26 protein-coding genes and 1 pseudogene are annotated in these 22,409 nt (G+C 61.6%); 5 read left to right on the top strand and 22 right to left on the bottom strand.

Translation table 11 applies throughout. From position 1 onward, the window contains the following. Position 1: 1 nt before the first annotated feature. The 6 genes from RHE_RS22975 to RHE_RS22950 all read right to left on the bottom strand — a co-directional run bounded on the left by RHE_RS22975 (position 2) and on the right by RHE_RS22950 (position 5,916). Positions 2 to 1,042, bottom strand: coding sequence for an LLM class flavin-dependent oxidoreductase (locus RHE_RS22975; protein ID WP_011427652.1), 1,041 nt, complete (start codon positions 1,040 to 1,042; stop codon positions 2 to 4). Continuing rightward, positions 1,039 to 1,974: a flavin reductase family protein gene (locus RHE_RS22970; RefSeq protein WP_011427651.1), complete on the bottom strand. Its 936-nt coding sequence runs from the start codon at positions 1,972 to 1,974 to the stop codon at positions 1,039 to 1,041. The genes RHE_RS22975 and RHE_RS22970 overlap by 4 nt, the downstream gene beginning before the upstream one ends. Further along, the gene (locus RHE_RS22965; protein WP_011427650.1) at positions 1,971 to 2,813 is read right to left on the bottom strand and encodes an alpha/beta fold hydrolase; all 843 of its coding nucleotides are present in this window, start codon (positions 2,811 to 2,813) and stop codon (positions 1,971 to 1,973) included. The genes RHE_RS22970 and RHE_RS22965 overlap by 4 nt, the downstream gene beginning before the upstream one ends. A 16-nt stretch (positions 2,814 to 2,829) precedes the next feature. Beyond that, positions 2,830 to 3,432 carry an amino acid synthesis family protein gene (locus RHE_RS22960; RefSeq protein WP_011427649.1) on the bottom strand — a complete coding sequence of 201 codons (603 nt, stop codon included), beginning with the start codon at positions 3,430 to 3,432 and terminating at the stop codon, positions 2,830 to 2,832. A 272-nt stretch (positions 3,433 to 3,704) separates the two neighbouring features. Next, complete coding sequence (locus RHE_RS22955) at positions 3,705 to 4,400, bottom strand: GntR family transcriptional regulator (RefSeq protein ID WP_011427648.1); 696 nt, start codon at positions 4,398 to 4,400, stop codon at positions 3,705 to 3,707. Positions 4,401 to 4,545: 145 nt separating this feature from the next. Further along, the gene (locus RHE_RS22950) at positions 4,546 to 5,916 is read right to left on the bottom strand and encodes an FAD/NAD(P)-binding protein (protein WP_011427647.1); all 1,371 of its coding nucleotides are present in this window, start codon (positions 5,914 to 5,916) and stop codon (positions 4,546 to 4,548) included. Between the two features lie 201 nt (positions 5,917 to 6,117). Between RHE_RS22950 and tauA the strand changes: the two genes are divergently transcribed. The 3 genes from tauA to RHE_RS22935 are packed head-to-tail and all read left to right on the top strand — an operon-like array spanning position 6,118 to position 8,829. Then, positions 6,118 to 7,131 carry a taurine ABC transporter substrate-binding protein gene (tauA, locus tag RHE_RS22945; protein ID WP_011427646.1) on the top strand — a complete coding sequence of 338 codons (1,014 nt, stop codon included), beginning with the start codon at positions 6,118 to 6,120 and terminating at the stop codon, positions 7,129 to 7,131. A gap of 58 nt (positions 7,132 to 7,189) precedes the next feature. Further along, the gene (locus RHE_RS22940) at positions 7,190 to 7,978 is read left to right on the top strand and encodes a taurine ABC transporter ATP-binding protein (protein WP_011427645.1); all 789 of its coding nucleotides are present in this window, start codon (positions 7,190 to 7,192) and stop codon (positions 7,976 to 7,978) included. After that, a complete protein-coding gene (locus RHE_RS22935) occupies positions 7,975 to 8,829 on the top strand; it encodes an ABC transporter permease subunit (protein WP_020922767.1) in 855 nt (284 codons plus the stop codon). Before RHE_RS22940 ends, RHE_RS22935 begins: the two co-directional genes overlap by 4 nt. 58 nt (positions 8,830 to 8,887) lie before the next feature. On the opposite strand, the gene RHE_RS22930 is transcribed toward RHE_RS22935, so the two are convergent. The 16 genes and pseudogenes from RHE_RS22930 to RHE_RS22860 all read right to left on the bottom strand — a co-directional run bounded on the left by RHE_RS22930 (position 8,888) and on the right by RHE_RS22860 (position 21,505). Beyond that, entirely contained in the window at positions 8,888 to 9,658 is a 771-nt protein-coding gene (locus tag RHE_RS22930; protein ID WP_041678948.1) for a gamma-glutamylcyclotransferase, read from the bottom strand. 3 nt (positions 9,659 to 9,661) lie between these two features. Next, positions 9,662 to 9,969: pseudogene (locus RHE_RS22925) on the bottom strand (hypothetical protein). An 11-nt stretch (positions 9,970 to 9,980) separates the two neighbouring features. Beyond that, on the bottom strand, positions 9,981 to 10,562 hold the full coding sequence (locus tag RHE_RS22920) for an RBBP9/YdeN family alpha/beta hydrolase (protein WP_011427641.1): 582 nt from the start codon (positions 10,560 to 10,562) through the stop codon (positions 9,981 to 9,983). Further along, on the bottom strand, positions 10,559 to 10,711 hold the full coding sequence (locus RHE_RS33830; RefSeq protein WP_016736942.1) for a hypothetical protein: 153 nt from the start codon (positions 10,709 to 10,711) through the stop codon (positions 10,559 to 10,561). Before RHE_RS33830 ends, RHE_RS22920 begins: the two co-directional genes overlap by 4 nt. Before the next feature lie 13 nt (positions 10,712 to 10,724). Next, a complete protein-coding gene (locus RHE_RS33825) occupies positions 10,725 to 10,889 on the bottom strand; it encodes a hypothetical protein (RefSeq protein ID WP_020922764.1) in 165 nt (54 codons plus the stop codon). 12 nt (positions 10,890 to 10,901) lie between these two features. Next, positions 10,902 to 11,090 carry a hypothetical protein gene (locus RHE_RS22915; RefSeq protein WP_011427640.1) on the bottom strand — a complete coding sequence of 63 codons (189 nt, stop codon included), beginning with the start codon at positions 11,088 to 11,090 and terminating at the stop codon, positions 10,902 to 10,904. Positions 11,091 to 11,124: 34 nt separating this feature from the next. Beyond that, positions 11,125 to 11,685, bottom strand: coding sequence for an FMN reductase (gene msuE, locus RHE_RS22910; RefSeq protein WP_011427639.1), 561 nt, complete (start codon positions 11,683 to 11,685; stop codon positions 11,125 to 11,127). 108 nt (positions 11,686 to 11,793) lie between these two features. Then, positions 11,794 to 12,390: a 2-hydroxychromene-2-carboxylate isomerase gene (locus RHE_RS22905; protein WP_011427638.1), complete on the bottom strand. Its 597-nt coding sequence runs from the start codon at positions 12,388 to 12,390 to the stop codon at positions 11,794 to 11,796. Between the two features lie 67 nt (positions 12,391 to 12,457). After that, positions 12,458 to 13,492, bottom strand: coding sequence for an LLM class flavin-dependent oxidoreductase (locus tag RHE_RS22900; RefSeq protein ID WP_011427637.1), 1,035 nt, complete (start codon positions 13,490 to 13,492; stop codon positions 12,458 to 12,460). Positions 13,493 to 13,509: 17 nt separating this feature from the next. Further along, complete coding sequence (locus RHE_RS22895) at positions 13,510 to 14,448, bottom strand: ABC transporter substrate-binding protein (protein ID WP_042119781.1); 939 nt, start codon at positions 14,446 to 14,448, stop codon at positions 13,510 to 13,512. Positions 14,449 to 14,519: 71 nt separating this feature from the next. Beyond that, positions 14,520 to 15,464: an ABC transporter substrate-binding protein gene (locus tag RHE_RS22890; protein WP_011427635.1), complete on the bottom strand. Its 945-nt coding sequence runs from the start codon at positions 15,462 to 15,464 to the stop codon at positions 14,520 to 14,522. Positions 15,465 to 15,554: 90 nt separating this feature from the next. Continuing rightward, a complete protein-coding gene (locus RHE_RS34885) occupies positions 15,555 to 17,330 on the bottom strand; it encodes an amino acid ABC transporter permease/ATP-binding protein (protein WP_011427634.1) in 1,776 nt (591 codons plus the stop codon). Between the two features lie 30 nt (positions 17,331 to 17,360). After that, positions 17,361 to 17,924 (bottom strand): GNAT family N-acetyltransferase, encoded by a 564-nt coding sequence (locus RHE_RS22875; RefSeq protein WP_041678947.1) that lies wholly within the window; start codon positions 17,922 to 17,924, stop codon positions 17,361 to 17,363. After that, on the bottom strand, positions 17,921 to 19,120 hold the full coding sequence (locus RHE_RS22870; RefSeq protein ID WP_011427632.1) for a M20 aminoacylase family protein: 1,200 nt from the start codon (positions 19,118 to 19,120) through the stop codon (positions 17,921 to 17,923). The genes RHE_RS22875 and RHE_RS22870 overlap by 4 nt, the downstream gene beginning before the upstream one ends. A gap of 18 nt (positions 19,121 to 19,138) precedes the next feature. Then, positions 19,139 to 20,488 (bottom strand): LLM class flavin-dependent oxidoreductase, encoded by a 1,350-nt coding sequence (locus RHE_RS22865; RefSeq protein ID WP_011427631.1) that lies wholly within the window; start codon positions 20,486 to 20,488, stop codon positions 19,139 to 19,141. A 24-nt stretch (positions 20,489 to 20,512) separates the two neighbouring features. After that, a complete protein-coding gene (locus tag RHE_RS22860; protein WP_011427630.1) occupies positions 20,513 to 21,505 on the bottom strand; it encodes an LLM class flavin-dependent oxidoreductase in 993 nt (330 codons plus the stop codon). Positions 21,506 to 21,721: 216 nt separating this feature from the next. Between RHE_RS22860 and RHE_RS22855 the strand changes: the two genes are divergently transcribed. Beyond that, positions 21,722 to 22,003: a type II toxin-antitoxin system Phd/YefM family antitoxin gene (locus tag RHE_RS22855; RefSeq protein WP_011427629.1), complete on the top strand. Its 282-nt coding sequence runs from the start codon at positions 21,722 to 21,724 to the stop codon at positions 22,001 to 22,003. Continuing rightward, positions 22,003 to 22,326, top strand: a complete 324-nt coding sequence (locus tag RHE_RS22850) for a type II toxin-antitoxin system RelE/ParE family toxin (protein WP_011427628.1) — start codon at positions 22,003 to 22,005, stop codon at positions 22,324 to 22,326. The genes RHE_RS22855 and RHE_RS22850 overlap by 1 nt, the downstream gene beginning before the upstream one ends. The last annotated feature ends 83 nt before the right edge of the window (positions 22,327 to 22,409 follow it).

The following is a 22,409-nucleotide window of genomic DNA, read 5'->3' as shown; positions in this document are numbered from 1 at the left end:
CCTACTCCTGAAATGCCGGCATGACCTCGGCGATGAAGCGTTCGAGCGACGCCTTCTTGCGCTCGAAACTCATGCCGGTGTCGATCCAGAAGGAATATTCGTCATAGCCGAGGGCTTCATAGGCTTTGAGCCGGTCGATGACGGTCTCGGCGTCTCCCACGACATTGTTGGTGCGCATGACCTGATCCGACAGCATGGCGTTGGCTCGGATCTGCTCGTCCGGAATCCGTTCGATCAGGCCCTGGGTCACCGGCTTCTCATTCTTGAACCAGGCGAAGAAGTAGTTGTAGTAGACGCTGAGTTCATGGGCCGCCTGGGCGACGTCGTCTTCGGAGGAGCCGACATAGGTGTGGCGCAGCAGCATGATCTTCGGCCGTTCAACATCGGGGTTCTTGGCGCAGGCATCGTTGAAGCGGTCCATCAGCGACTGGACCTCGTCATCGCCCTGCCAGAGCGGCGTGACCTGAACGTTGCAGCCGTTGGCGACGGCAAATTCGTGCGAGTTCGGGTCGCGCGCGGCAACCCAGATCGGCGGGTTCGGCTGCTGCAGCGGCTTCGGCGCCGAGGTTGTCGCGGGAAATTTGAAAAACTCGCCGTCATGGGCGTAGTCGCCAGCCCATATGCCCTTGACCGCCGGGATGAGCTCGCGCATGCGCTGGCCGGCACCCCAGGCATCGAGACCCGGCAGCAGGCGCTCGTATTCGAAGGAATAGGCGCCGCGGGCAATGCCGATATCGAGCCTTCCGTCGCAGATAATGTCGGTCATGGCCGCTTCGCCGGCGAGCTTGATCGGATGCCAGAAGGGAGCGATCACCGTCCCCGTCCCGAGCCTTGCTCGCGAAGTGCGGCGCGCGAGATCGGCAATGGTGACGAACGGGTTGGGCGCGATGGTGAAATCCATGCCATGATGCTCGCCCGTCCAGATCGCATGCATGCCGCCCTTGTCGGCGATCTCGCAGAGCGCAACAAATTCGTCGTAGAGGCTTTTATGGCTCTGGCTGGCGTCGAGGCGTTCCATATGGACGAAGAGGGAGAACTTCATGCTTTTGCGCCCTTGGCTGGAATGGGATGAATGGTGCCGCCGGTCTCGTCACCGAAATAGACACCGAAATTGCCGATCGAGCTTTCCATCGCAAAGCGATTGACGATATCGGCGGTCGAACTGGTCTTGAATTTTGCCGCAGCCAAGGCGTCGGGCTTTACGAACCTGCCGCCGGCTGGCTCGCCGTCGCCGGCAACGGCGTGATAGACGATGTGCTGCTTGCCATCGCTCTTGCCCTCATAGACCGAATAGAGGAAGCCGATGCTGATCTTCAGCCCGGTGAGCGTCTCCAGATATTGTTCCAGCGCCTCGGTCGGATTGCCGTCATGGGCGTCGATGCTTGGCAGTGAGAGCACATCCTCGCCCAGCAGCAGAACCTCGCCGCGTCGTTCGACGACGGCCGCAAGTTCGATATTACCTTCGGCCGCCGCCGAAACCGCCTTGCTTGCGAGCGTCGGCGTGAAATAACCACCACGGGCATAGCCGAGACCGTTGCGCCCGCTATTGTCGAAGGACTCGATGCGCCCAATCAGAATGACATGGTCGCCGGCCTCGATGACCTCTTCCATGGCACATTCGAACCAGGCGGCGACATTCGAGAAGATCGGGCAGCCGGCAGAACCCTTGGCCCATTCAACCACCGCAAAGCGGTCTTCGACCGGCCGCGCAAAAGTGTTCGACACATCCTTCTGCGTTTCCGAGAGCACATTGATGGCAAAATGCGGCGCTCCGGTCATGATGGCGAAATTACGCGAGGTCTTGGCAAGGCAGACGAGCAGCAATGGCGGGTTGAGCGAGACGGATGTGAAGGAGTTCGCGGTGAAGCCGATCGGATGCCCCTCCCCGTCGCAGGCGGTGACGACAGTCACGCCGGTCGGAAAAGCTCCGAATGCATCGCGCAATGCTCTTGGATCGACAGTCTGGATTGTCATCGTTCATCCTCCCCGAACGACAGCCACTCGGCGAGCAGCGAATTGACGATATCAGGCGCGGTCAGGTTCACCATGTGACGATGGCCTTCGACGATGCGGACCCAGCCCTTCGGCGCGAGCGCCGCCATCTGCTCTGCCATCAAAGGTGTCGAGTTGGGATCGTCGGACCCCGTCAGGAACAGGGCCGGACCAGCCACGTCTTTCCAGCGATCGGCATAGGTCTCGTCTCCGCCGGCAAAAGCGGCATAAGCAACCGCATAGCCGTCCGGATCGACGCGACTGAGCCATTCTCGCGTCAGTTCCCGCGCAACGACGCTGTCTGCATCATCGCCGAACCAGCGCGCCAGCGGCCCTTCCTTGTCGACGCCCGTCAGCGGAATGGCCGCAGCCCGCGCGAGCACAGCAGCCTTTGCTTGCGGATCGCGCCTGTAGACACCGTTGAGGTACGCGACACGGCTGATCCGTTCGCCGAGCGTCGCAGCCGCTCCTCCGGATACCAGCGCACCCATCGAGTGGCCGGCAACATTCAACCTGTCGATCGCCATTTCGTCGAGAAAGCGCCCGAACCAGGCGACAAACTCCTCGAGGCGGCTGCCCGCAGGCAGCTTTGCGCTCTCGCCATGCCCCGGCATGTCGACGGCAATGACGCGATGGCCGGCCGACAGGAACGCGATCTGCGGCGCCCAGGCCTCGAGTCGCATGCCGACGCCATGGATGAGAACCAGCGGCTCGCCGCTGCCGGCCTCGTGATAGGCCGTTCCGCCTGGCGTCTTCTTTCGCGGCAAGTCACCGGCGCCCTTCGCTGCAGCGGCGCCCGAGATCGATCCGGCTGTCAGCATCTCAGCGCCCACCCCTTCAAACGCCCGCAGGGTTGGCCACGTCCTGCCCAAGATCTTTCAGATCCTGATAGCGGTCGCCAATGCGGTGATGCGGACGCCCGCCCACTGAAGCGCCAAGGGCGACGACGATCTCGTCAGCGGCAGGCGCGTCGGGGATCGAGGTCTGGATGGTGAGATAGTGCGACCGGCGGCCTTCGTCGTCCTTATCCATCAGCGGGATCATGATCGGCGCATTGGCAGGACCGCGGGTGTTGCAGAAGGCGAGATAGGACTTGGCGCCGACGGCATGGCGGTAAAAATTGCCGAAACGCAGCGTGTGGATGAGCGCGGAGGCATGTTCGATCTCACCATCCAGGCCCACGACGGCGGCCTTGCCATAGGCTTCGACCGCATCGCCGGAACCGACCGCATCGATGATCATCTTGGTCAGCAACTCACCGAGAAGCGGAGCGCCCGCATGGATTTCCGGCTTGAGGTCTTCAACAAAGCCGCGGCCCGCCCAGGGGTTCTTCACGACCGCGAAAGCGGAAAACAGTTTTAGCGGCACCGCCGCGGCCTTGCCGCCCTCGATCAGCGTCGTTTCGATCTGCAGTCCCGTCTTGCGAATTTGAATGGCCATGGAGCACCTCATCTCTCTATTAGGTATTATGGTATACCATAATATGCAGGTGTCAAGTTGGTTTCTGTGAGGACGCAGATTGGGGATACCGCCTTATATGTTATTCATTATGGCATACCATCACATCGAGCAAAGACGGGTGTCAAGCTCGGAGTGTAGAGTTCCGGGAATGTAATTGCCTATGCGCAGTGGCATCGACAATTGTCGATGCGACAGCGCCTTGTCGGCGGCCTGCAGTGATCGTTTAATGCGATACGACGAGTTTTAAGGAATTATTCCGCAGGCTTCTGGGCGGACAGCACCGCTTCGGCAATTGCGCTGGCGGCGGCGACATGATCCATCGCCGCCCGCTGGGCCCCCTCGCCGTCGCCGCGGCGGATAGCGTCGACGATCTTCGACATCTGTGCCGGCCCCTCGATGCCGCGCCGCTCCGTCTTGATTGTCATCGAGCGCAGATGGTTGATGCGAACGGTGAGCAGGTTGACGACGCCCCAGGCGACATGCCGGTCGACCATGGTGAACAGTGTTTGATAGAAGGAAGAAGTATTGGCGAGCACACCCGCCATATCCTGATCGCGATAGCTGTTGCGGATTGCGCTCAGGGATTCCTCGAGCGCGGCGACGATCTCGGGGCTGCCGCGTTCAGCGCAGAGCCGCGCCGCCATGCCTTCGAGCGCACCGCGGATTTCATAGATCTGTTTGGCTTCCTCGATATCCAGCTGGGCGACGATCGGTCCCTTGTTCGGCAGATTGGCGACTAGCCCTTCCGATTCCAGATGCCTCAGAACCTCGCGCACCACCGTCCGGCTGACGCCGAGCTGGGCGCAGAGGTCGCGCTCGACAAGCCGGTCTCCGGGCCGGAAGTATCCGTTGACGATGGCCTCGCGGACCTTGTCGAGCGCCAGTTCCCGCAAGGTCTTCGCAGGACGCTCGACCCTGATTGCTGCGTCCTTCAGAGCACCGCTCATGCTGTACCTCAGTGTTGGATTGACTTCGCAGGCTAAAGCTTTGCTAGCGTCAGCCGAACTCGGGAATCGTATTATGGCCTACCAAATACTGTAGCTGTCGGCGACCGGCAATTCAACAGCACCGTGCCGATCCAAGTTTGTCAGCCTACGCGTCAGAATTGGGCCGCGGCCGGACGATCTCTTCGGCCACGGCCTTCGCCTGCACCCGGATGTCGGGGACGGCGGTGATCTCCCAGAATTGTCCCGCCGTCAAGGCGCCGACGGCAAACAGCCGCGCCGGCGAGATCCGGGACGGAGCCGTCACTTCGGAAGCTGCATCCACCTGGATGCCGAGGCCAAGCGGATCGGGAACAATAAGCTGAAACCGGCTCATTTCCTTCAGAAGCGGCGAATGGCTGATGCCGGCGCGCTCCATACCCGTGCAGTTGACCAGCCAGTCCGCCCTGATCTCGGCGATCTCGCGCTTGGCTCTGACCCTGTATCCGGCGACCAGCCTGTCATCTTCGGCCTCGAGCGATTTCAGGAAGCCCGCATGGAAGCGAACGGTTCCGTCTAAGACCAGTTTCTCGAACCCTGCGAACACGTCAGGCGCGACCCGGTGACGGTGGATGTTCCACCAGGGAAGCGCATGCCGCAGGAACCGTGCTCGCTCGTCGTACGAAAGCCGCTGCCAGAGAGCCTGCGTGGCCGGCCTCAGGCCGTCCATCACGCTCCGCCAGTCGGCGACCGACCTGCTCTTTTCCCGCAAGATCTTCAACAGGCCGCTGATCGTAGCCGGAAGCGTGTGAACGTCGATCGGCAGCGGCGCGGGCGGCGTCCTCGCATGGCCGAGCGGCGCCAGGCCGCGTCGCGAAAGCACGTCGATCCTGCCTCTGTGGCCATGGGCGCGAAGTGCCAGAACCTGATCGATCATCGTCAGGCCGGAGCCGAGAATACAGACCGCATCGGAGGGCGCGACGCGCCTCAGCCAGGAGAGCCGCCACGGGTTCTCAACGATCCGCGATCGCAGCGAAGACGGAACGCCAGTCGGTTCGACCGGAAGGTCGGCGTTTCCGACGCCGAGGCAAAGCACCACATTCTTCCCGGCGACCTCGTCGCCATTGCCGAGGTGAAAGGCGAGCGTGCTGGTGTAACGCTCCACGCACCCGGCTGCTTTGGCCTTGATGAAATCGACCCGGCAACGGCCATCCCGCTTTCGAAGCAGCCGCGCAAGCGTATCCCTGACATAAAGGCCGTAATCGCTGCGCGAGGCGAAATCGCCGGCCTGCATAGGACGTCCATGGGCCTTCAGCCAGTCGACGAAATCGTCAGGGTGATGGGGCAGCAGGCTCATGCGGCCGGCCGGCACGTTGAGGCGATGGAGATAGAGCTCCGTCCTATATGCCGTCCCGCGTCCGAAACCGGCATCGTCGCCGACGACCGCTATCTTGGCCGACGCGGGAAGCAGTTCGACGAGATTACAGGTCACAGCGATCGCTGAAAAACCGGAACCGACGACGATAACATCGTATGTCAAGGCATTCTCCCTGAACCTCGGTAAAGCCGCTTCTTGTCACTCACCGCCACGCGGATGGCTCAACCGGCAGAATCACGAAAACAATTATCTTCATAGTCTATAAATATAGTTTGTTATTCCTCCCGCCAGCCCCATATCAACCATTACCCTTTTGCAGGTGAGATCAATGGGCCGGGTGGCCCTCGAACAAAGGGGCTCAAGATGAATTTCAGAAATTTGCTTGCCGCAATCGCCGTCGGCGTCGGCACTCTCGCAACGGCGATCGCCGCTGAGGCGGCGGACAAGAAGGTCGTAGTCGGCTATCAAACCGACGCCCTGCCGTCTTCCGTGGCAATCGCCAACGGCGAATTCGCCAAGAAGACCGGGTATGACATCGACTTCCGCAGGTTCAATTCCGGCGCCGAGATATTCGCGGCCATCGCCTCGGGCGACGTTCAGGTCGGCTATGTCGGCTCCAGCCCGTTTGCGGCTGCGGTATCGCGCGGGCTCGAGGTCAAGGCCTTCTACCTCGCCTCCATCTCGGGCATCGACGAGGCTCTCGTCGTCCGCAACGGCTCGGGCATCGAAAGCCTCAACGATCTGAAGGGCAAGAAGCTTGCCGCCGCGCCCGTCTCCACGGACCACTATCAGCTTTTGGCGCTGATCAAATCGCTTGGCCTGACCGAGAAGGACGTCCAGGTCTTCGCAATCCCCCAGCCTGAGATCGTGGCGAGCTATAACCGCGGCGATATTGACGGCGGTTTCGTCTGGGATCCGGCGCTGACCGAACTCAAGAAGAACGGCAAGGTTCTGGTGACCTCCAAGGATGTGGCGGACAAGGGCGCGCCGACATTCTCGGCCTGGGTTGCCACCTCGAAATTTGCCGGCGACAATCCGGAATTCCTGAAGGGTTTTGCCTCAGTCGTCACCAAATACTATGCGTCCTTCGCCTCGGACAAGGCCGCCTGGGGTCCCGACAGCGACAACGCCAAGGCGCTCGCCAAGCTTCTCGGCGGAACGGCCGAGCAGCAGGCCTCGGCTCTGAAGAACCTGACGCTGCTCACTCCTGAGGTCCAGGCATCGGACGCCTGGCTCGGTGGCGGCGAAAAGGCGGGCGCCGGCAAGATCCTGAAGGACACGGCATCGTTCCTGAAGGAACAGGGCAAGGTGTCCGACGTGCTGGCGAATTACGGCGCCTTCGTCACCGCCGACGCGCTTACCAGCGTCAGCAACTGATCCTCTCCGATGCCGGCGCGACCATCGTCGCGCCGGCATCAAACTTGCGAGTGGCACCATGCTTAAAGTCGATCACGCCAGCGTTTTCTTCGCAGCCCGGGACGGGCGGACCGTCCACGCGCTCGATCGCGTTTCCTTCGATATCCCCGAACGGGGTTTCGTCGTCGCGCTCGGCGCCTCGGGATGCGGCAAATCAACCCTTCTCAACGCGATCGCCGGTTTCCTTCCGTTGTCGGATGGCCGGATCACGCTCGACGGCCGCGCCGTCGAACGGCCGGGCGCCGATCGCGGCGTCGTCTTTCAGAAAGATGCGCTGCTGCCCTGGAAATCGGTGGCCGACAATGTCGCCCTTGGTTTGAAATTTGCCGGCGTCAACCGCAAGGAGCGGCAAACGCGCGCGCTCGAACTGCTGCGGCTGGTCGGTCTCGACGAATTCGCCAATGCCTTTCCCTACGAGCTGTCGGGCGGTATGCGCCAGCGGGTCGGCATCGCCCGGGCGCTTGCGACCAATCCCGATATCCTGCTGATGGACGAGCCTTTCGGCGCGCTCGACAGTCTGACCCGCGAGCAGATGCAGGAACTGCTGGTTTCGGTCTGGGACAAGACGGCGAAGAAGGTTTTCTTCATCACCCATTCGATCGAAGAGGCGCTGTTTCTCGGCACACAAGTCCTGGTTATGTCGCCTCGGCCAGGGCGCGTCGTGGCCCGCTTCGATCTCGATTTCATCAGACGCTTCGCGGAGACGGGCGATGCACGATCGATCAAGGCGTCGCCGCAATTTGCCGAGCTGCGCGAGGAGATCCGCGCCATTCTCCACAGCAGCGAAGATTTGAGGAGCGCCGCATGAGCGATGTAATACAGGCCTCGCCGGCTGCGGCCCATGTCCAGGATCGTCAGGTCAAGCTGGTGAAAATGGCCGGCTTCGGCGCCGGCGAGAGATCAACGGTGGCCATCAGTGTTGCCACCGCCCTGGCAATCCTGCTGCTGTGGTGGCTCGTCGCCGCCCTTGGCATCGTCCCGCACCTTTTCCTGCCGCGTCCCGATGAGGTGCTGACGCAGATCGGCGTCATCTATCGCGATGGTTACGCCGGTGCATCGCTTTCTGAACACGTCGCTGCAAGTCTGTTCCGCATCGTCGTCGCGGCTCTCATCGCCATCACCGCCGGCATTCCGCTCGGACTGCTGATGGGCCTGAACCGCTGGGCCAAAGGTGTGCTCGATGCGCCGATCGAGTTCTACTGGCCGCTTCCGCCGCTTTCTTACCTGCCGCTGATGATCATCTGGCTCGGCATTGGCGAGACGTCGAAGATCACGCTGCTGGTGCTGGCGATGTTTGCGCCGATCTGCCTTTCAGCCCAGGCCGGCGTTCGTTCGCTGCCGATCGAGCGCGTCAATGCCGCCCGTTCGCTGGGTGCCAACCGGCTGCAGCTCTTCATCGACATCGTCCTGCCGTCGGCCCTGCCCGAAATCCTTACCGGCATCCGCATTGCGCTCGGCGTCGGCTGGAGCACGCTGGTCGCGGCCGAATTGATCGCCTCGACGCGCGGGATTGGTTTCATGATCATGTCGGCGTCGCAATTCCTGGCAACCGACGTTGTCTTTGTCGGCATCGCCATCATCGCGGCCTGCGCCTTCACCTTCTCGGCCGCCATCCGTTTCCTGGAGACCTGCCTCGTGCCCTGGAAAGGCAAGCTCTGAGGGAATGCAAGCAATTCAAAACGTCAAAGCGCCGTGGGTCTGAAAGGACGCACGGCGCTTAACGGCTTGGCGCAACCTCGTTCAGGCCATGGATCGACAGGAGTTCGGCTGCGACGAGCTCCTGGAGGCGCCATAAATTGCGATCGCGAATGCCGCGTTCTTCCAGATGCTTCACCGTCAGATAGAGATATTCGGCGCAGGAGCCCACATGTCCGCAGGCCCTGGCAAGCACGCGCGCCACCGTCTCCAACGGCAATCTGCGGGAAACGCGCTCGCCTTTCGGGCCGGCCCAAAAGACCAGCGCGCGCACGAAGCCATGTGCGGTCTCGACAGGAATCCAGCGAACTGTCGCCGCATCTTCGATCGTGCCGACCTCACGGCGGATCAAGCGTCGAATCTGGCCGAGGCGATCGTCATCGGCAAGCCTGAAGAGGATGCCATTGCAGCGTCCGCCGCGATCAAGCGCCATCATGAGGCCAGGCTGCGCCCGGCTTCCCCGCCAACGTGTCATCTTCAGACAGAAGGACCGATGCCAACCCCTGGCTGCGCCGCGCTGCCACTCGACGGCATCGAAGTCCGGCTTCCATATCAATGATCCATAGGCGAAGACCCAGAGCGGCGCGCCGACGGATTCCTGGAGCAGCCGCCTGGCGAACATCTCCACCTCCAACTCGGTCAGCGGTGTCCGGTGCGGCTCGGGGCCGGGATCGAGCTCGGGGCGAAGGCTGAGCGACACGAGCTCGCCCGTGAGAGCCATACTAGTTGCACTGAGCATCCGAACCTCGCTTCGCCGGATTATCACCTGCCTATGCTCGGCGATATCGGTCACGTTTCAATGCACCGTGAATCTGGCCGCATCGGCTTGGCGCCGCTGCAGGCTGCGGATCAGCATCGCGGCCTCCCTGACGATCGCCGCAAATGTCGTATCATCGGCCTCGGCGATCCTGCCCGTCATGTCGCGGATGATCGTCGTCAAATGCATGATCGAATGGCGATGTTGCGCCTCGTCAGGCCCGATTTCGGCGTCGGCCATGGCAAGCAACGTCTGCACCAGGCGCTCCATGGTTTGCCGGCGCCGGCTCCTGGGTCGGCATTCGGATCTTCGCTGAGGCGCAGGAGATCGTCGATGATATCGGACATTCCGCTTCCATTCACATGGCAAAAGCCGGTCGTGCGAAAACGCTGCGCCTTCGATCGCCGGTGCGCATCTTCAATGCATCCAGCAGCCGGTAGCCGGTTCGCCAGCGGCCAAAACCACTTGCGATGTTGATGTGGCCGGCAAGGCCGATATTCCTGGTCTCCGCCTTCCACAGTCGGCCAAACAAGGTCAGCCGATCGACCGTCATGTAGGCGTCGTTCATGCTGCCGATGACGATGCTCGGAAATGGCAGAGGCGCCGTCGGCATGCCGCCGAACGCGATATGCCCGGGATGGAGTATTTCCGTGGCCGGCAGATCGCAGGGAGCAACGAGCAATGCTCCCTTCACGCGCCGGGCAGCGCTTCGCCCGGCCAGCCGAGCGGCGAGCAGGCATCCGAGACTATGGGCGACCAGATAGGCTTCGCCAGCCTCTTCAAGCGCTTCTTCCAGTCGCGGCAACCAGCTGTCGAGGCTGGGATTATCCCAATCGTCCTGAGCGACAAAACGGCTACCCGGCTGATCCTGTAGCCAGTGCTGTTGCCAATGCCCTTCTCCCGAGCCGAACAATCCGGGGAGAATGAGGACTTTGCTCATCTGATCAGTCCGATCACCAAGGCGAAGAGGAAGGTGAAGGAACCGGCGACCGTGCAGATCCCGGCCGCATGCCTGAACTGCGACATAAGGCTTCCCGTTGCTCTTCTGGTGTCGTGCCGACGGTCGCCGGTCTCAACAGCAATCGCCATCCCGCCGCCCTCCTCAATACCAAAGTCCCGGCATCGCGCCCCAATAGTGAAGTTCGTATTCGCGCGCCGACCGGTCCTGCTCCTCGTCGCGGGTGACCGCTGCGTTTGCAGGCTTTCGCAGCTGGCGCCGGAAGCGGGCGATCGCAACCTTCAGCCAGAAACGGAAATCGAGCTTCATGCGAACCTCCTGTCAGGAACTGGTCGGTTGGGGAATCAACGAATGACGTTGCGCATTGGCGAGAAGATCGCGCAGCGATGCAGTCGGCCCGTACAGCATAAGCAGGCGGTTCTCCTCGCGCTTGGCCAGCCGATATCGACGAGCAAATTCAAAGACGCTCCAGATCTGTTCGCTTGATCCCTGCGGGCCTGCATCATTCATCGCTGCCTCCTGAGAACGAATTTCGTGACGCGCCTTATTCGGCCGCCGCTACTGCCGGTCTTGCCTCTGGAAAGAAGGCCGACAATTCGCCGACCACTTCGCCGATGCGGTTCGAAAGCGCATCGGATGAAACCGCGTAATCCGCAAAATCACGGTCGGACGCATAGACGGCCGTCGGCAGCGTATGGGCCATGAAGAAACCGAACAGCGGCCGAAGCTGATGTTCGACCATCAAGGCATGCCGGTCGCCGCCGCCGGTCGCTGTAATGATGATCGGCTTCGCGCGAAGCTCCTGCGGATCGATCAGATCGATGAGGTGCTTGAAAAGGCCGGGGTATGATCCCTTGTAAGTCGGCGAACCAATAATCAGCACATCGGCCCTTACGATCTCGTCGACGACACGCTTGGCCTGCTCGTCGAGGTCCTTGCGCCACAGCGCGCCGCCCAGCGACGGACCGACATCGTGCAGATCATAGGTTTTGCTCGAAAAGCCGTATCTGAGGCTGGCGCGTTCGGCGACATGCCGGACGAGCGCCAATGTCTTCGATGGGCGGTTGAAGCTGCCGGCAATGCCGACGAGTTTGAAACCTGACATGGTTTTTCCTCTCTCTGGTTGCCTCGAATATTGTCTATAAAATTACTGGATTAAAGGAATGTGCATCTCTCCTTCGGCGCTCGATTGAAAAAACATTCGTCTTGAAGCTTACGGTCGGTCGCCGCGGAGATGACGTTCCAGGAAAGGCAGATTGTCCTGGCCCCAATAAAGCTCGCCGTCGTAGACATAGCTGGGAAAACCGAAGACGCCGCTGTCGCGCGCATGCACGCGGTCTGCCGACCACTTGTTCTGGACGTCATCGTCGGCTTGCCGCCGGAGAAGCGCTGCGCCATCGAAACCTGCTGCTGTCACGATCGCCTCGCGTATATCAGCCTTGCCGATATCCCGCGCCTCGCCCCAGAAAGCATGCTGCAAGGCGCGGGCGACGCCAATCCAATCCTGCCCGTCGAGATAGGCAGCGATCACGAAGAGGGATGCCGGGGTCGGATCGCTGAGCTCCGGCCGATGCTCCAGCCGCAATTCCTTGCCACGCACGCGCGCCCAGCGTTTGAGGTCCCGCGTCCAGTAGGCGCGGCGGATCTCCGGGCGGTTGCGCGAGAAGATGCCGCCATTCTCCTCGACCACCGTCGTTAGATAGGGCGTGACGACGACGTCATTCTTCGCCGCCAGTTCGGTAAAGGCATCGAAGCCGATGTGCGACCAGGGCGAGCCGATCGAAAAGAAATATTCCACCGATTTGGTCACTGACGAATGCTCCCTGCTAAGATGATGGATTGATGGGGAATGCGTGCCGTCGTCTGCCGACGGCCAATCAGGAAGCGGCCCGAATTCCCGGCTGCGCTTTCCATCCGAGCTCCGGGGCGATTCTGGAGGCGAAGTCGTGGAGGATTTGGCGATATTCCTCGTGCTCGAACTCGTAAGGGAGCTCCAGCCGCAACTCGCTGACCTCGGGCAGGATCGGATCGGCGAAAAGCCGCTCCAATATTTCCTCCGATCTGCCGACGATATCGCGGGCGAACAAGGTACGTCGTTCGCCCTGCGGCGAAAGCGTCCGCTGATGGCGGCCGTCGGCATAATCGCGGTAGCGCCGGCGCGTTGGCGCATCGGCGCTGTCGAACGGCACGATGACGCGGCCGAGCGCGACGCGGCGCTGCGTGCCCGAGTCGCGATAGGTTTCAATCAGCCTGGATTGGGCGACGAAGAAATCGTCGGTCCCCTCCCCGGTTATCACATTGCCCGTCAACAGGTTGAAGCCGTTGCGGCCGGCCCAGCCGGCCGAGCGCTGCGACCCGCCGCCATACCAGACCCGGTCGATCAGCCCGTTGGCATAGGGCTGCAGGCGCGGCCGCCGTGGGCCGAAGGGCGTCTTGATGAAGGTCTCGTCGTCGCCGAGATAGGCGCCGCGCAGATTGTCGGCAAAGCGCAGCACGCGGTCATGCGAGAAATCGTAGCTCGTCGAGTCACCGTCGAAGGCGAGTGGACCGATCAGCTCGGCATGCGGCGGCCGGCCGGCGCTGACGCCAATATTCAGCCGTCCGCGTGAGAGAACATCGACCGTGGCAAGGTCCTCGGCCAACCGATACGGGCTTTCATAGCCGATCGGAATGACCGCCGTTCCGAGCTCGATCCGGCTGGTGCGCTGGGTGGCCGCCGCCAGAAAGCCGCTGGCGGACGAGATCCCCGGCTCCAGGTGCCGCTGGCGGACCCAGGCGCTGTCGAAACCCAGCTCTTCGCCATATTGCAACTGCTGGAGCGTCTGCTCCAGTCCCGACAAAGGATCATCTTCGGAATAGTTGCCAGGGGTGAGGAAGCCGATATGGCTGATCGATATATCGCCGCCGCTCATCTCATGTCTTCCGCTGATCAATATTTCGGCAGGCCGGGTGGATTGGTCTCGGATGCGGGCAAGGCTTCTTCGGAAAGATGCCAATGGTCGAGTATTCTCGCATAGGTGCCGTCCTTGATGAGGCCATTGGTGGCGATGGTCAGCGCATCGGCGAGTCCGCTACCCTTACGGGTGGCGATCGCGACGTCCGATCGATCCGGCCAGCCGGCGCTCAGCGTGCCCACGCGCTTGATGTTCTTGTCGCGCGCCGCGATGAAAACGAGCTGTGCGTGCGGCTGAACGATGACATCGGCGCGACCGGAACGCAGCGCAAGAAGGCTCGCCGCCTCGTCGTCATAATATTGCAGTTCGATCGGCTTCAGGCCCGCGGCGACGTCCTCTTCGCTCCACTTGATCAGGATGCGCTCCTGGTTGGTGCCGGCGCCGACGATGATCCTCAGGCCCGCCGCATCCTTCGGCTCCTTGATCGAGGTGATGGGATTGTCAGATTTCACGAAGAAACCGTGCAGGCCCCGACGGTAGGTGGAGAAATCGAACTTCTCCTTGCGCTGCTCGGTCACCCCGACATTGGAGATTACGGCATCATATTTGCCTGAGGTTAAGCCGAGCGGCCAGTCGATCCAGGCGACCGGGACGATCTCCAGCGTCAGGCCGAGGTTGTCGGCGATGGCATAGGCGTAATCGGGATCCGCGCCGACCACGGTCTTGGCATCGGTGGCGTAAGTGGCAAGCGGCGGGCCGCCGGGACTGACAGCGATGGTAAACTTACCTGGCGTCACGAAGTTGAAATCCTTGGGAATCGCGGCGATCGCCGCATCGTTTCTTGCTGCATGAAGCCTGCCCGGCTGCTGCGGGCTGAGGTCGAAATCATCGGCCGCATGGGCTGCACTGAGGCCAGCCAAGGCTGCCGTCAGCGCCGCGAAGAAAAAGCTGCGGATATAAAGAAAAGTCGCCACGTTCGATATGTCTCCGTTTGCAGTGAAAGGCAGGAACGGACCGGCTTGAACCGCCGTCCGTCCCGTAAACATTACGAACCGCTCTTCGGCAGGCCGGGCGGGTTGGTCTGGGCCTTGTCGATCGCCTCCGGACCGAGATTCCAGGTGTCGAGGATCTTCTTGTAGGCGCCGCTGGCGATCAGATCGTTGACGACATTGGTGACGGGCGCCGCCAGGCCGCTGCCCTTGCGTGTGGTCACTGCGATCTCGGCCGTGATCGGCCAGCCGCCGCTGACGGTGCCGACAAGTTTGGTCTTGCCGTTGATCCCCGCCGCATAGGCCTGGGTGGCGTTGACGCTGAAGACGGCATCGGCTCTGCCGGACTGGACGGCGAGGTCCTTCACCGCATCATCGTCGTAATATTGCACCTCGATCGGCTTCAGACCGGCCGCGACATTCTCCCGGTCCCATTCGAGCAGGATCTTCTCCTGGTTGGTGCCGGCATCGGTGATGACCTTCAAGCCGGCAATATCCTTCGGCTCCTTGATCGATGTGATCGGGTTGTCGGCACTGACGTAGAAACCGAGCTCATCCTTGCGGTAGGTCGAGAAATCGAACTTTTCCTTGCGCTCCTCCGTCACCGTGACGTTCGAGATCACCGCATCGAACTTGCCGGATGTCAGCCCCAGCGGCCAATCGGCCCAGGCAACAGAAACGAGGTTGAGCTTCAGGCCGAGGCTGTCGGCGATCGCCTGCGCCAGATCGACGTCATAACCGATGACGGTTTTGGAGTCGGACGCATAGTCGTGCAGCGGCAGATTACCGCTGGTACTGATGCCGACGGTGAAAACACCGCTCTCGACGAACTTGAAGTCCTTGATTTCTGCGATGCGCTTCTCGTTCTTTTCCACCCGCAGCCGGTTCGGCTGTTCGGGGCTGAGATCGAACTTCTGCTGCGCCTGAGCGGAACCGAAACCGATCGCGCCAATGGCGATGGCTCCCGCTACGAGAAGCCTTGCTCTATTTGTAAATGCCATGCCCTTCTCCATTTCGTCCTATGGTTGTGTTTGTTGTCGCTTGACCGGAGCAGCCGTCGCGGCCCGGCATTTCACCAGCGCAGTCGGGCGCTAGAGAACCTTGGCGAGGAATTCGCGTGTTCGCGGATGCTCCGCTTGCGTGAAGATCCGGGCCGGCGGACCGGCCTCCAGAATGCGGCCGTTTTCCATGAAGACGACGGTGTCGGCGACTTCGCGGGCAAAACCGATTTCATGGGTGACGATGACGAGCGTCGTTCCGGTGCGGGCGAGCTCCTTGATGACGTCGAGCACCTCGCCGACGAGTTCCGGATCGAGTGCGGAGGTCGGCTCGTCGAAGAGCAGCACCTTGGGGCGGAGCGCCAGCGCCCGGGCGATCGCCACACGCTGCTGTTGGCCACCGGAGAGCTGGCGCGGATAGGCATTGATCTTGTCGCTGAGACCGACGCGTGCCAGCAGCTCCTGCGCCAGCTGCACAGCTTCCTCGCGATCGACACCACGAACCTCGATCGGCGCCTCGATGAGGTTTTCGAGCACGGTCAGATGCGGGAAGAGATTGAAGCTCTGGAAGACCATGCCGATATCGGCGCGGCGTTTGAGGATCTCTTTTTCCTTGAGCTCATAGAGCGTGTCGCCCTTCCTGCTATAGCCGACGAAATCGCCGTCGACGGAGATGAAGCCCTCGTCGACACGCTCCAGGTGATTGATCGACCGCAGCAGCGTCGACTTACCCGAGCCGGACGGGCCGAGAATGGCGGTCACGCTGCCGGCGGGCAGGTTGAGCTCGACATCGTCGAGCACCTTCAGCGAGCCGAAGCTTTTCGAAATGCCGTGGATGCGCACCGCACCGCCTGCCCGCAGAGCCGTCGCATCATGGAAACCGAGATTGCGCACCTTGTCGGCCGCGCTATCCAGCACCGGCAGCGGACGACGGAAGCGTTCAAAAAATGCCTGGAAAGGCAGCGGCGTCGGATTTCGTACGGCGCCTCTGGAGAAATAGCGCTCGATATAGTGCTGGGCGACCGACAGCACGGTCATGATGATCAGATACCAGACGGTAGCGACCATCAGCAGCGGAATGACTTCGAGATTGCGGCGATAGATCACCTGCACAGTGTAGAACAGTTCCGGCAGCGCCAGCACGTAGACCATGGACGTGCTCTTCGCCAAGCCGATGAGTTCGTTGAAGCCAGTCGGCAGGATCGAGCGCATGGCCTGCGGCAACACAATACGGAAAGCCTGACGGCGGCGCGGCAGGCCGAGTGCAGCGGCGGCTTCCAGCTGCCCATGATCCACCGAAAGAATGCCGCCGCGGACGATCTCGGCGAAGAAAGCCGATTGGTTGAGCGTGAGGCCAAGGAAAGCGGCGGCAAAAGGCGTCAGCAGTTGCACAGTGGGATAGTCGATAAAGACCGTATCGGTGAAGGGTATGCCGATCTCGATTGTTTCGTAGAGATAGCCGAGATTGTTCAATATCAACAGCAGCACGATCACCGGGATCGACCGCAGCAGCCAGATATAGCCCCAGGAAAGCCCCGATAGCAGCGGCGACTTGGAGACGCGGGCAAGCGCCAGCGCCGTTCCGAGAATGGAACCGGATATGGCGGCAAGCGCGGTCAGAAGCAACGTCCTGCCGAGGCCGACGAGCACCGGCTCGGCGAAGAACCATTCGGCGAAGACGCCCCAACCCCAGCGCGGATTGGTGAAGGTGGAATAGAGCACGGCGATGATGACGACGGCCGCAAATATCGTGCCCGCCAGCCGCTCGGGATGGCGCGCCGGCACGATCCGGTAACGGGAATAGTCCTGCTTCGGTTCTGCCGTTCTGCTGGCAGGCTCAATGCCCGCGAAATCCGTCGTCAGTGCCATTCTTGCTTCCCTTTTATGATTATCGTCTTGTCAGAGATTTGCGCCGGCCACGCGCAGGCGCGGTTCGGCCGCCTCGGCTCCGAAGGCCGGCGGAACGAGGTGGGTGATGTCCTTCTCGAAGGGCAGGCTCTTGTAGATCTCAGGATCAGCTGACGTGTCGAAGAGAGCAGTGTAACCATAGTTCAGATAGAGGCCGACGGCCTCGGGCTGGCGGAAACCGGTCGTCAGATAAATCCTCGTATAACCTTGGCGGGCCGCCTGAGCTTCCAGCTCCACCAGCACCTTGCGGGCAAGGCCCTGGCGGCGCAGGTCCGAGCGTGTCCAGATGCGTTTGAACTCGGCCGTGCGATCGTCGTAATGCTTGAAAGCGCCGCCGCCGATGGTTTCGCCATTGCGGATCAGCAGCAGAAAATTGCCGTGAGGCGGCGCGAAAGCTTCGGGAGGATAGCGGTTCAATTCGGCTGCAGCGCCTTCGGCATTGAAATAGGTGCCGTAGCGGCTGTCATATTCGTGGATCAGCTCATCGATCAACGGCTTGGCGCGGGGATCGAGAGGGGTCGTGTAGAGAAACGTATCGCTCATATCGTTCATCACCCGTTGTCGTCAGTGAGGAAGGTTTCGGCGAGCCGGACCCAGTAGCGGGCCGCCGGCCCGATGATCGCGTCGTTGAAATCGTAATGGGCGCTGTGGAGAGGCGCGCTGTCGCCGTTTCCGACGAAGAGGTAGCTGCCGGGATTGGCCTGCAGCATGAAAGCGAAATCCTCGCTTGCGGTTCGTGGACGGAAGTCCTTCTCGATCGCCGCGAGACCGAGTGCTTCGTAAGCGACATCGCGGGCAAATGCCGTTTCCTTGGCGTGATTGATCAGCGCCGGAAAACCGAGGCGATAATTCACATCCGCCTCGGCGCCGAAGCTTTCGGCCTGAGCGCGGGCAAGGGCCGGAATGCGCTCTTGCAGCAACTGGCGAACCTCCTCGCTGAAGGCCCGCATGGTGAGTTTCATCTCCACGCTCTCGGGGATGACATTCGAGGCGGAGCCGGCATGGATCGAGCCGACGGTGGCGACCGCCATATCCTGGGGATCGACATTGCGGGAGACGACGCTCTGCAATGCGGTGATGAAGGAAGCCGAAGCCAGCACCGGATCGACGGCGCGGTGCGGTTCAGCGCCGTGACCGCCCTTACCGACGATCCTGATGACCGCCTGGTCGACAGACGCCATGGCCGGACCGGTGACGATGCCGAACTGGCCCGCCGGAACGCCCGGCCAGTTGTGCAGTCCGAAGACAGCATCGACAGGAAAGCGTTCGAACAGCCCTTCTGAGATCATCTTGCGGGCGCCGGCGCCGATTTCCTCGGCGGGCTGGAAGATCAGCCTGAGCGTGCCGCTGAAATTGCCGCTTTCGGCGAGATAGCGGGCGGCGGCCAGCAGGATCGACGTGTGCCCGTCATGGCCGCAGGCATGCATGACGCCGGGATTGCTGCTGGCATAGGCAAGGTCGCTCGCCTCCTCGATCGGCAGCGCGTCCATGTCGGCGCGGATACCGATCCGTTTCCCGCCTTCGCCGCGTCTGAGGGTGGCGACGATGCCGGTGCCTGCAATGCCGGTCGCCACCTCATAGCCCCAGGAGGAAAGGCGGGATGCCACGAGCTTGCTGGTCCTCAACTCCTGAAAGGCCAGCTCGGGATATTGGTGCAGATCGTGGCGAAGCGCGATGATCTCATCAAGATAGGCAGCGATGCCCTTCTCGATTGGATCGTTGCTGCGGGTGTTCTGAGCGATGGTGTCCATGGCGGTTTGCTCGGCGCCTCAGACGCCGACAGCCCTCCCCGGCTCGACCTGATCGGCGCCGGCCGCGTAGCGGCTTTCCCGGAAGGGCAGGCCCAGATGATCGCGCAGCGTCTCGCCCTTGAGAACCGGATCGAAATAGCCGCGCTCGGTGAGGATCGGCAGGACGTGCGCGGCGAAGTCCTCGAAGCCTTCGGCGATGACGGGGAAGCCGAGAATGAAGCCATCGGCGGCGCCATGATCAACCCAGCGGATGATCTCGTCGGCAATATGCTCCGCCGTGCCGATGAAGGCGGTGCGCGGCGTCGCGGAATCGAGCGCGACCTGGCGAAGTGTCAGCCCCTTCTCGCGCGCCGTCCTCTTGATGCGGTCGGTGGTGGCGCGGAAATTGTTCCTGCCGATATCGCCAATGTCAGGGAAAGGCTCATCGAGCGGGTAGACGCCGAAATCATGATGATCGAAGAAGCGGCCGAGATAGAGGAGCGCCTCCTCGATCGTGACGAGATTGCGGATCGCCTGATACTTGGCTTCCGCCTCCTCAGCCGTTTTGCCGACGATCGGGCCGATGCCCGGATAAACGCCGACTTCCGCCGCTGGCCGCCCGTGAGCAATGACGCTATCCTTGAGCTGACGATAGAAGCCTCGCGCCTCTTCGAACGGCCCGCCATTGGTGAAGACGGCGTCGGCATGCTTGCCGGCAAGCCTGATGCCGGAATCTGAAGCACCCGCCTGGAAGACGACGGGCTGGCCCTGTTTTGAACGGCCGATATTGAGCGGGCCTTCGATGCGGAAAAACCGGCCCTTATGGTTCAGGCGATGCATCTTCGCCTTGTCGACAAAGACGCCGGTCTCGCGATTGCGCACGAATGCGTCGTCGTCCCAGGAATCCCAGAGACCTTTGATCGCGTCGATATAGTCCTCGGCGATCTCGTAGCGCAGCTCGTGCTCGGGATGTTCACGGCTGTAATTTCGCCCCGAACCCTCGAGTGGCGAGGTCACAGCGTTCCACCCTGCCCTGCCGCCGCTGATGAGATCGATCGTGGCAAACTGGCGGGCAATGGTGAAGGGATCGCTGTAGGACGTCGAGACCGTGCCGACGAGGCCGATCTTCGAAGTGGAGGCGGCCAGCGCCGAGAGAATGGCGATCGGTTCGAACCGGTTGAGGAAATGCGGGATCGATAGCTCGTTGATATAAAGCCCGTCGGCGACAAAGGCGAAAGCAATGCCGGCCGCCTCCGCCTTGCGCGCCGTCGTTACGAAGAAATCGAAATTGACGCTGGCATCGGCCGGTCCGCTCGGATGTTTCCAGGCATTCATATGGCCGCCCGGACCCTGCAGCATGATGCCGAACGTGACGTGTTTCTGAGCCATGGGATCGATCCTCCTTGGAAAGGGTCAGGCGACGAGGGAAAGGCGCTCGGCGGCGAGCAGCTCGATGGAGGCAAGGCGGTCAGCGGTCGAAAGCGCCGGCGTGTCGAGCACGAATTCCTTGACGCCGTAGCGGCGATGGAACTCGTCCAGTTCGTTGCGGATCTGCTTTGCCGTGCCGTGCAGCACGCTCGGCACCTTCTCCTCGATGCGGTAATCGGTGACGCCGGCCTGCCGGGCAAATTCGGCTGCCTGCTCCTCGCTGCCGACATTGACGGTCTGATCGTTCGGCAGGAACAGCTTGACGATCCTGAGCTTACCGACACGCTCGCGGGCATATTCCTCGCTTTCGGCAGCGAAGGCAGCGAGCGCCAGGATGGGACGCTTGCCGCCCGATGCCCGCTCATAGACTTCGAAGGTCTTGCGCAGATTGTCTGGATCGCCGTTCAGGTGTCCGGCAAAGACGAGCTCCCACCCTTTCTCGGCCGCGAGTTCGGCGCTCTCGACGCTGGCGCCGAGCAAGAAACGCTCCGGAGCCGTCGGCGGGAAAGGCGTCGCATGCGCACCGTCGTAACCAGGATCGGCCGCAAGGTAGGTATTGAGGTCGGAAAGCTGGCTCGCAAAATCCGGCTTCCTGGACGGATCGACGGCAAGCTGCAAGGCGCGCGTCGACAGCGGAAAGCCGCCCGGCGCCTTACCGACGCCGAGATCAACGCGGCCAGGCGCAAGCGATGCCAGGAGATTGAAGGTCTCGGCAACCTTGTAGGCGCTGTAGTGCTGCAGCATGACGCCGCCGGAGCCGACCCGGATCCTCGATGTCCTGGCGAGAAGATAGGCTATCAGCGCCTCCGGCGCGGAACTCGCCAGGTTGGACATGTTATGATGTTCGGCGACCCAAAAACGGTGATAACCGAGTTCCTCGGCCCGGGTGGCAATCTTTACGGTCGCCCGGAGCGCGTCGGCAGCGGATAGGCCGGTTTCGATCGGGCTTTTGTCGAGAAGGCTGAGGAGGTAAGTCATGACGCCATAATCCGCCCGGTGGTTGCAATATGTAATCTATAAAATCAGTAGACAAATGCGATTATAAGAAATGCCATTCTCTTTCGCGGGCATTGAAGAGAAAAAGCAGCCGCAGCTGAAACGCGACTTCAGATGCCGGAAATGGGGCCGCGATGTGCGAGGATCTTTCAATCGACCATTCAATGGTCTATATTCTGGTCAAAATGGAGTAGCCGCATGAAGCTGTCAGAACAGGTCAAGCCGATCAGCTATCTCAAGGCGCATGCGCCCGAGATCATCCGGACGCTGAAGGATAATCCGCGGCCTGTCGTCATTACCCTGCATGGCGAGGCCAAAGCGATCCTTCAGGATGTCGGCCAATATGAAGAAACGCAGGAGACGCTGGCGCTCCTGAAGATGCTGGCGCTCACCAATCGACAGGTCGAGGAAGGCAAGCTGCGCCCTGCATCGGAATCCTTCGCGCGCATCCGCAAACATCTGGCCGACAACCAGTCCTGATGCGTTACCGTGTTCTTCTCGCCGAGGACGCGGAACGCGACGTCGAGGATCTTTATCGTTTCATTGCCGCCCGCGACGGCGCCGAGACGGCGGAGCGCATCCTGACCGAAATCGAAAGCGCCTGCGTCGATCTCGAAGAATTCCCGGCCCGCGGAAATATTCCGAAGGAACTGGCCAGTATCGGTATCTCCGAATACCGCGAACTGCACCACAAGCCTTGGCGCATGATCTACCGTATTATGGGCACCGACGTCGTCGTCTACTGCGTGGCGGACGGGCGTCGCGACATGCAGGCGTTCCTGGAACGAAGGCTCATCCGCTAACATCCGGCATATCCTCCTCTCCGAATTCGGCATCGTCACAGGCGATCATCCGAGCACGGACGGCCCGGACGAGCGTCGAAAAC

It is taken from the genome of Rhizobium etli CFN 42 (assembly GCF_000092045.1).
Taxonomy (GTDB): Bacteria; Pseudomonadota; Alphaproteobacteria; order Rhizobiales; family Rhizobiaceae; genus Rhizobium; species Rhizobium etli.
The sequence above is the reverse complement of the archived record's forward strand: the minus strand, read 5'-3'. Positions and strand labels throughout refer to the sequence as shown.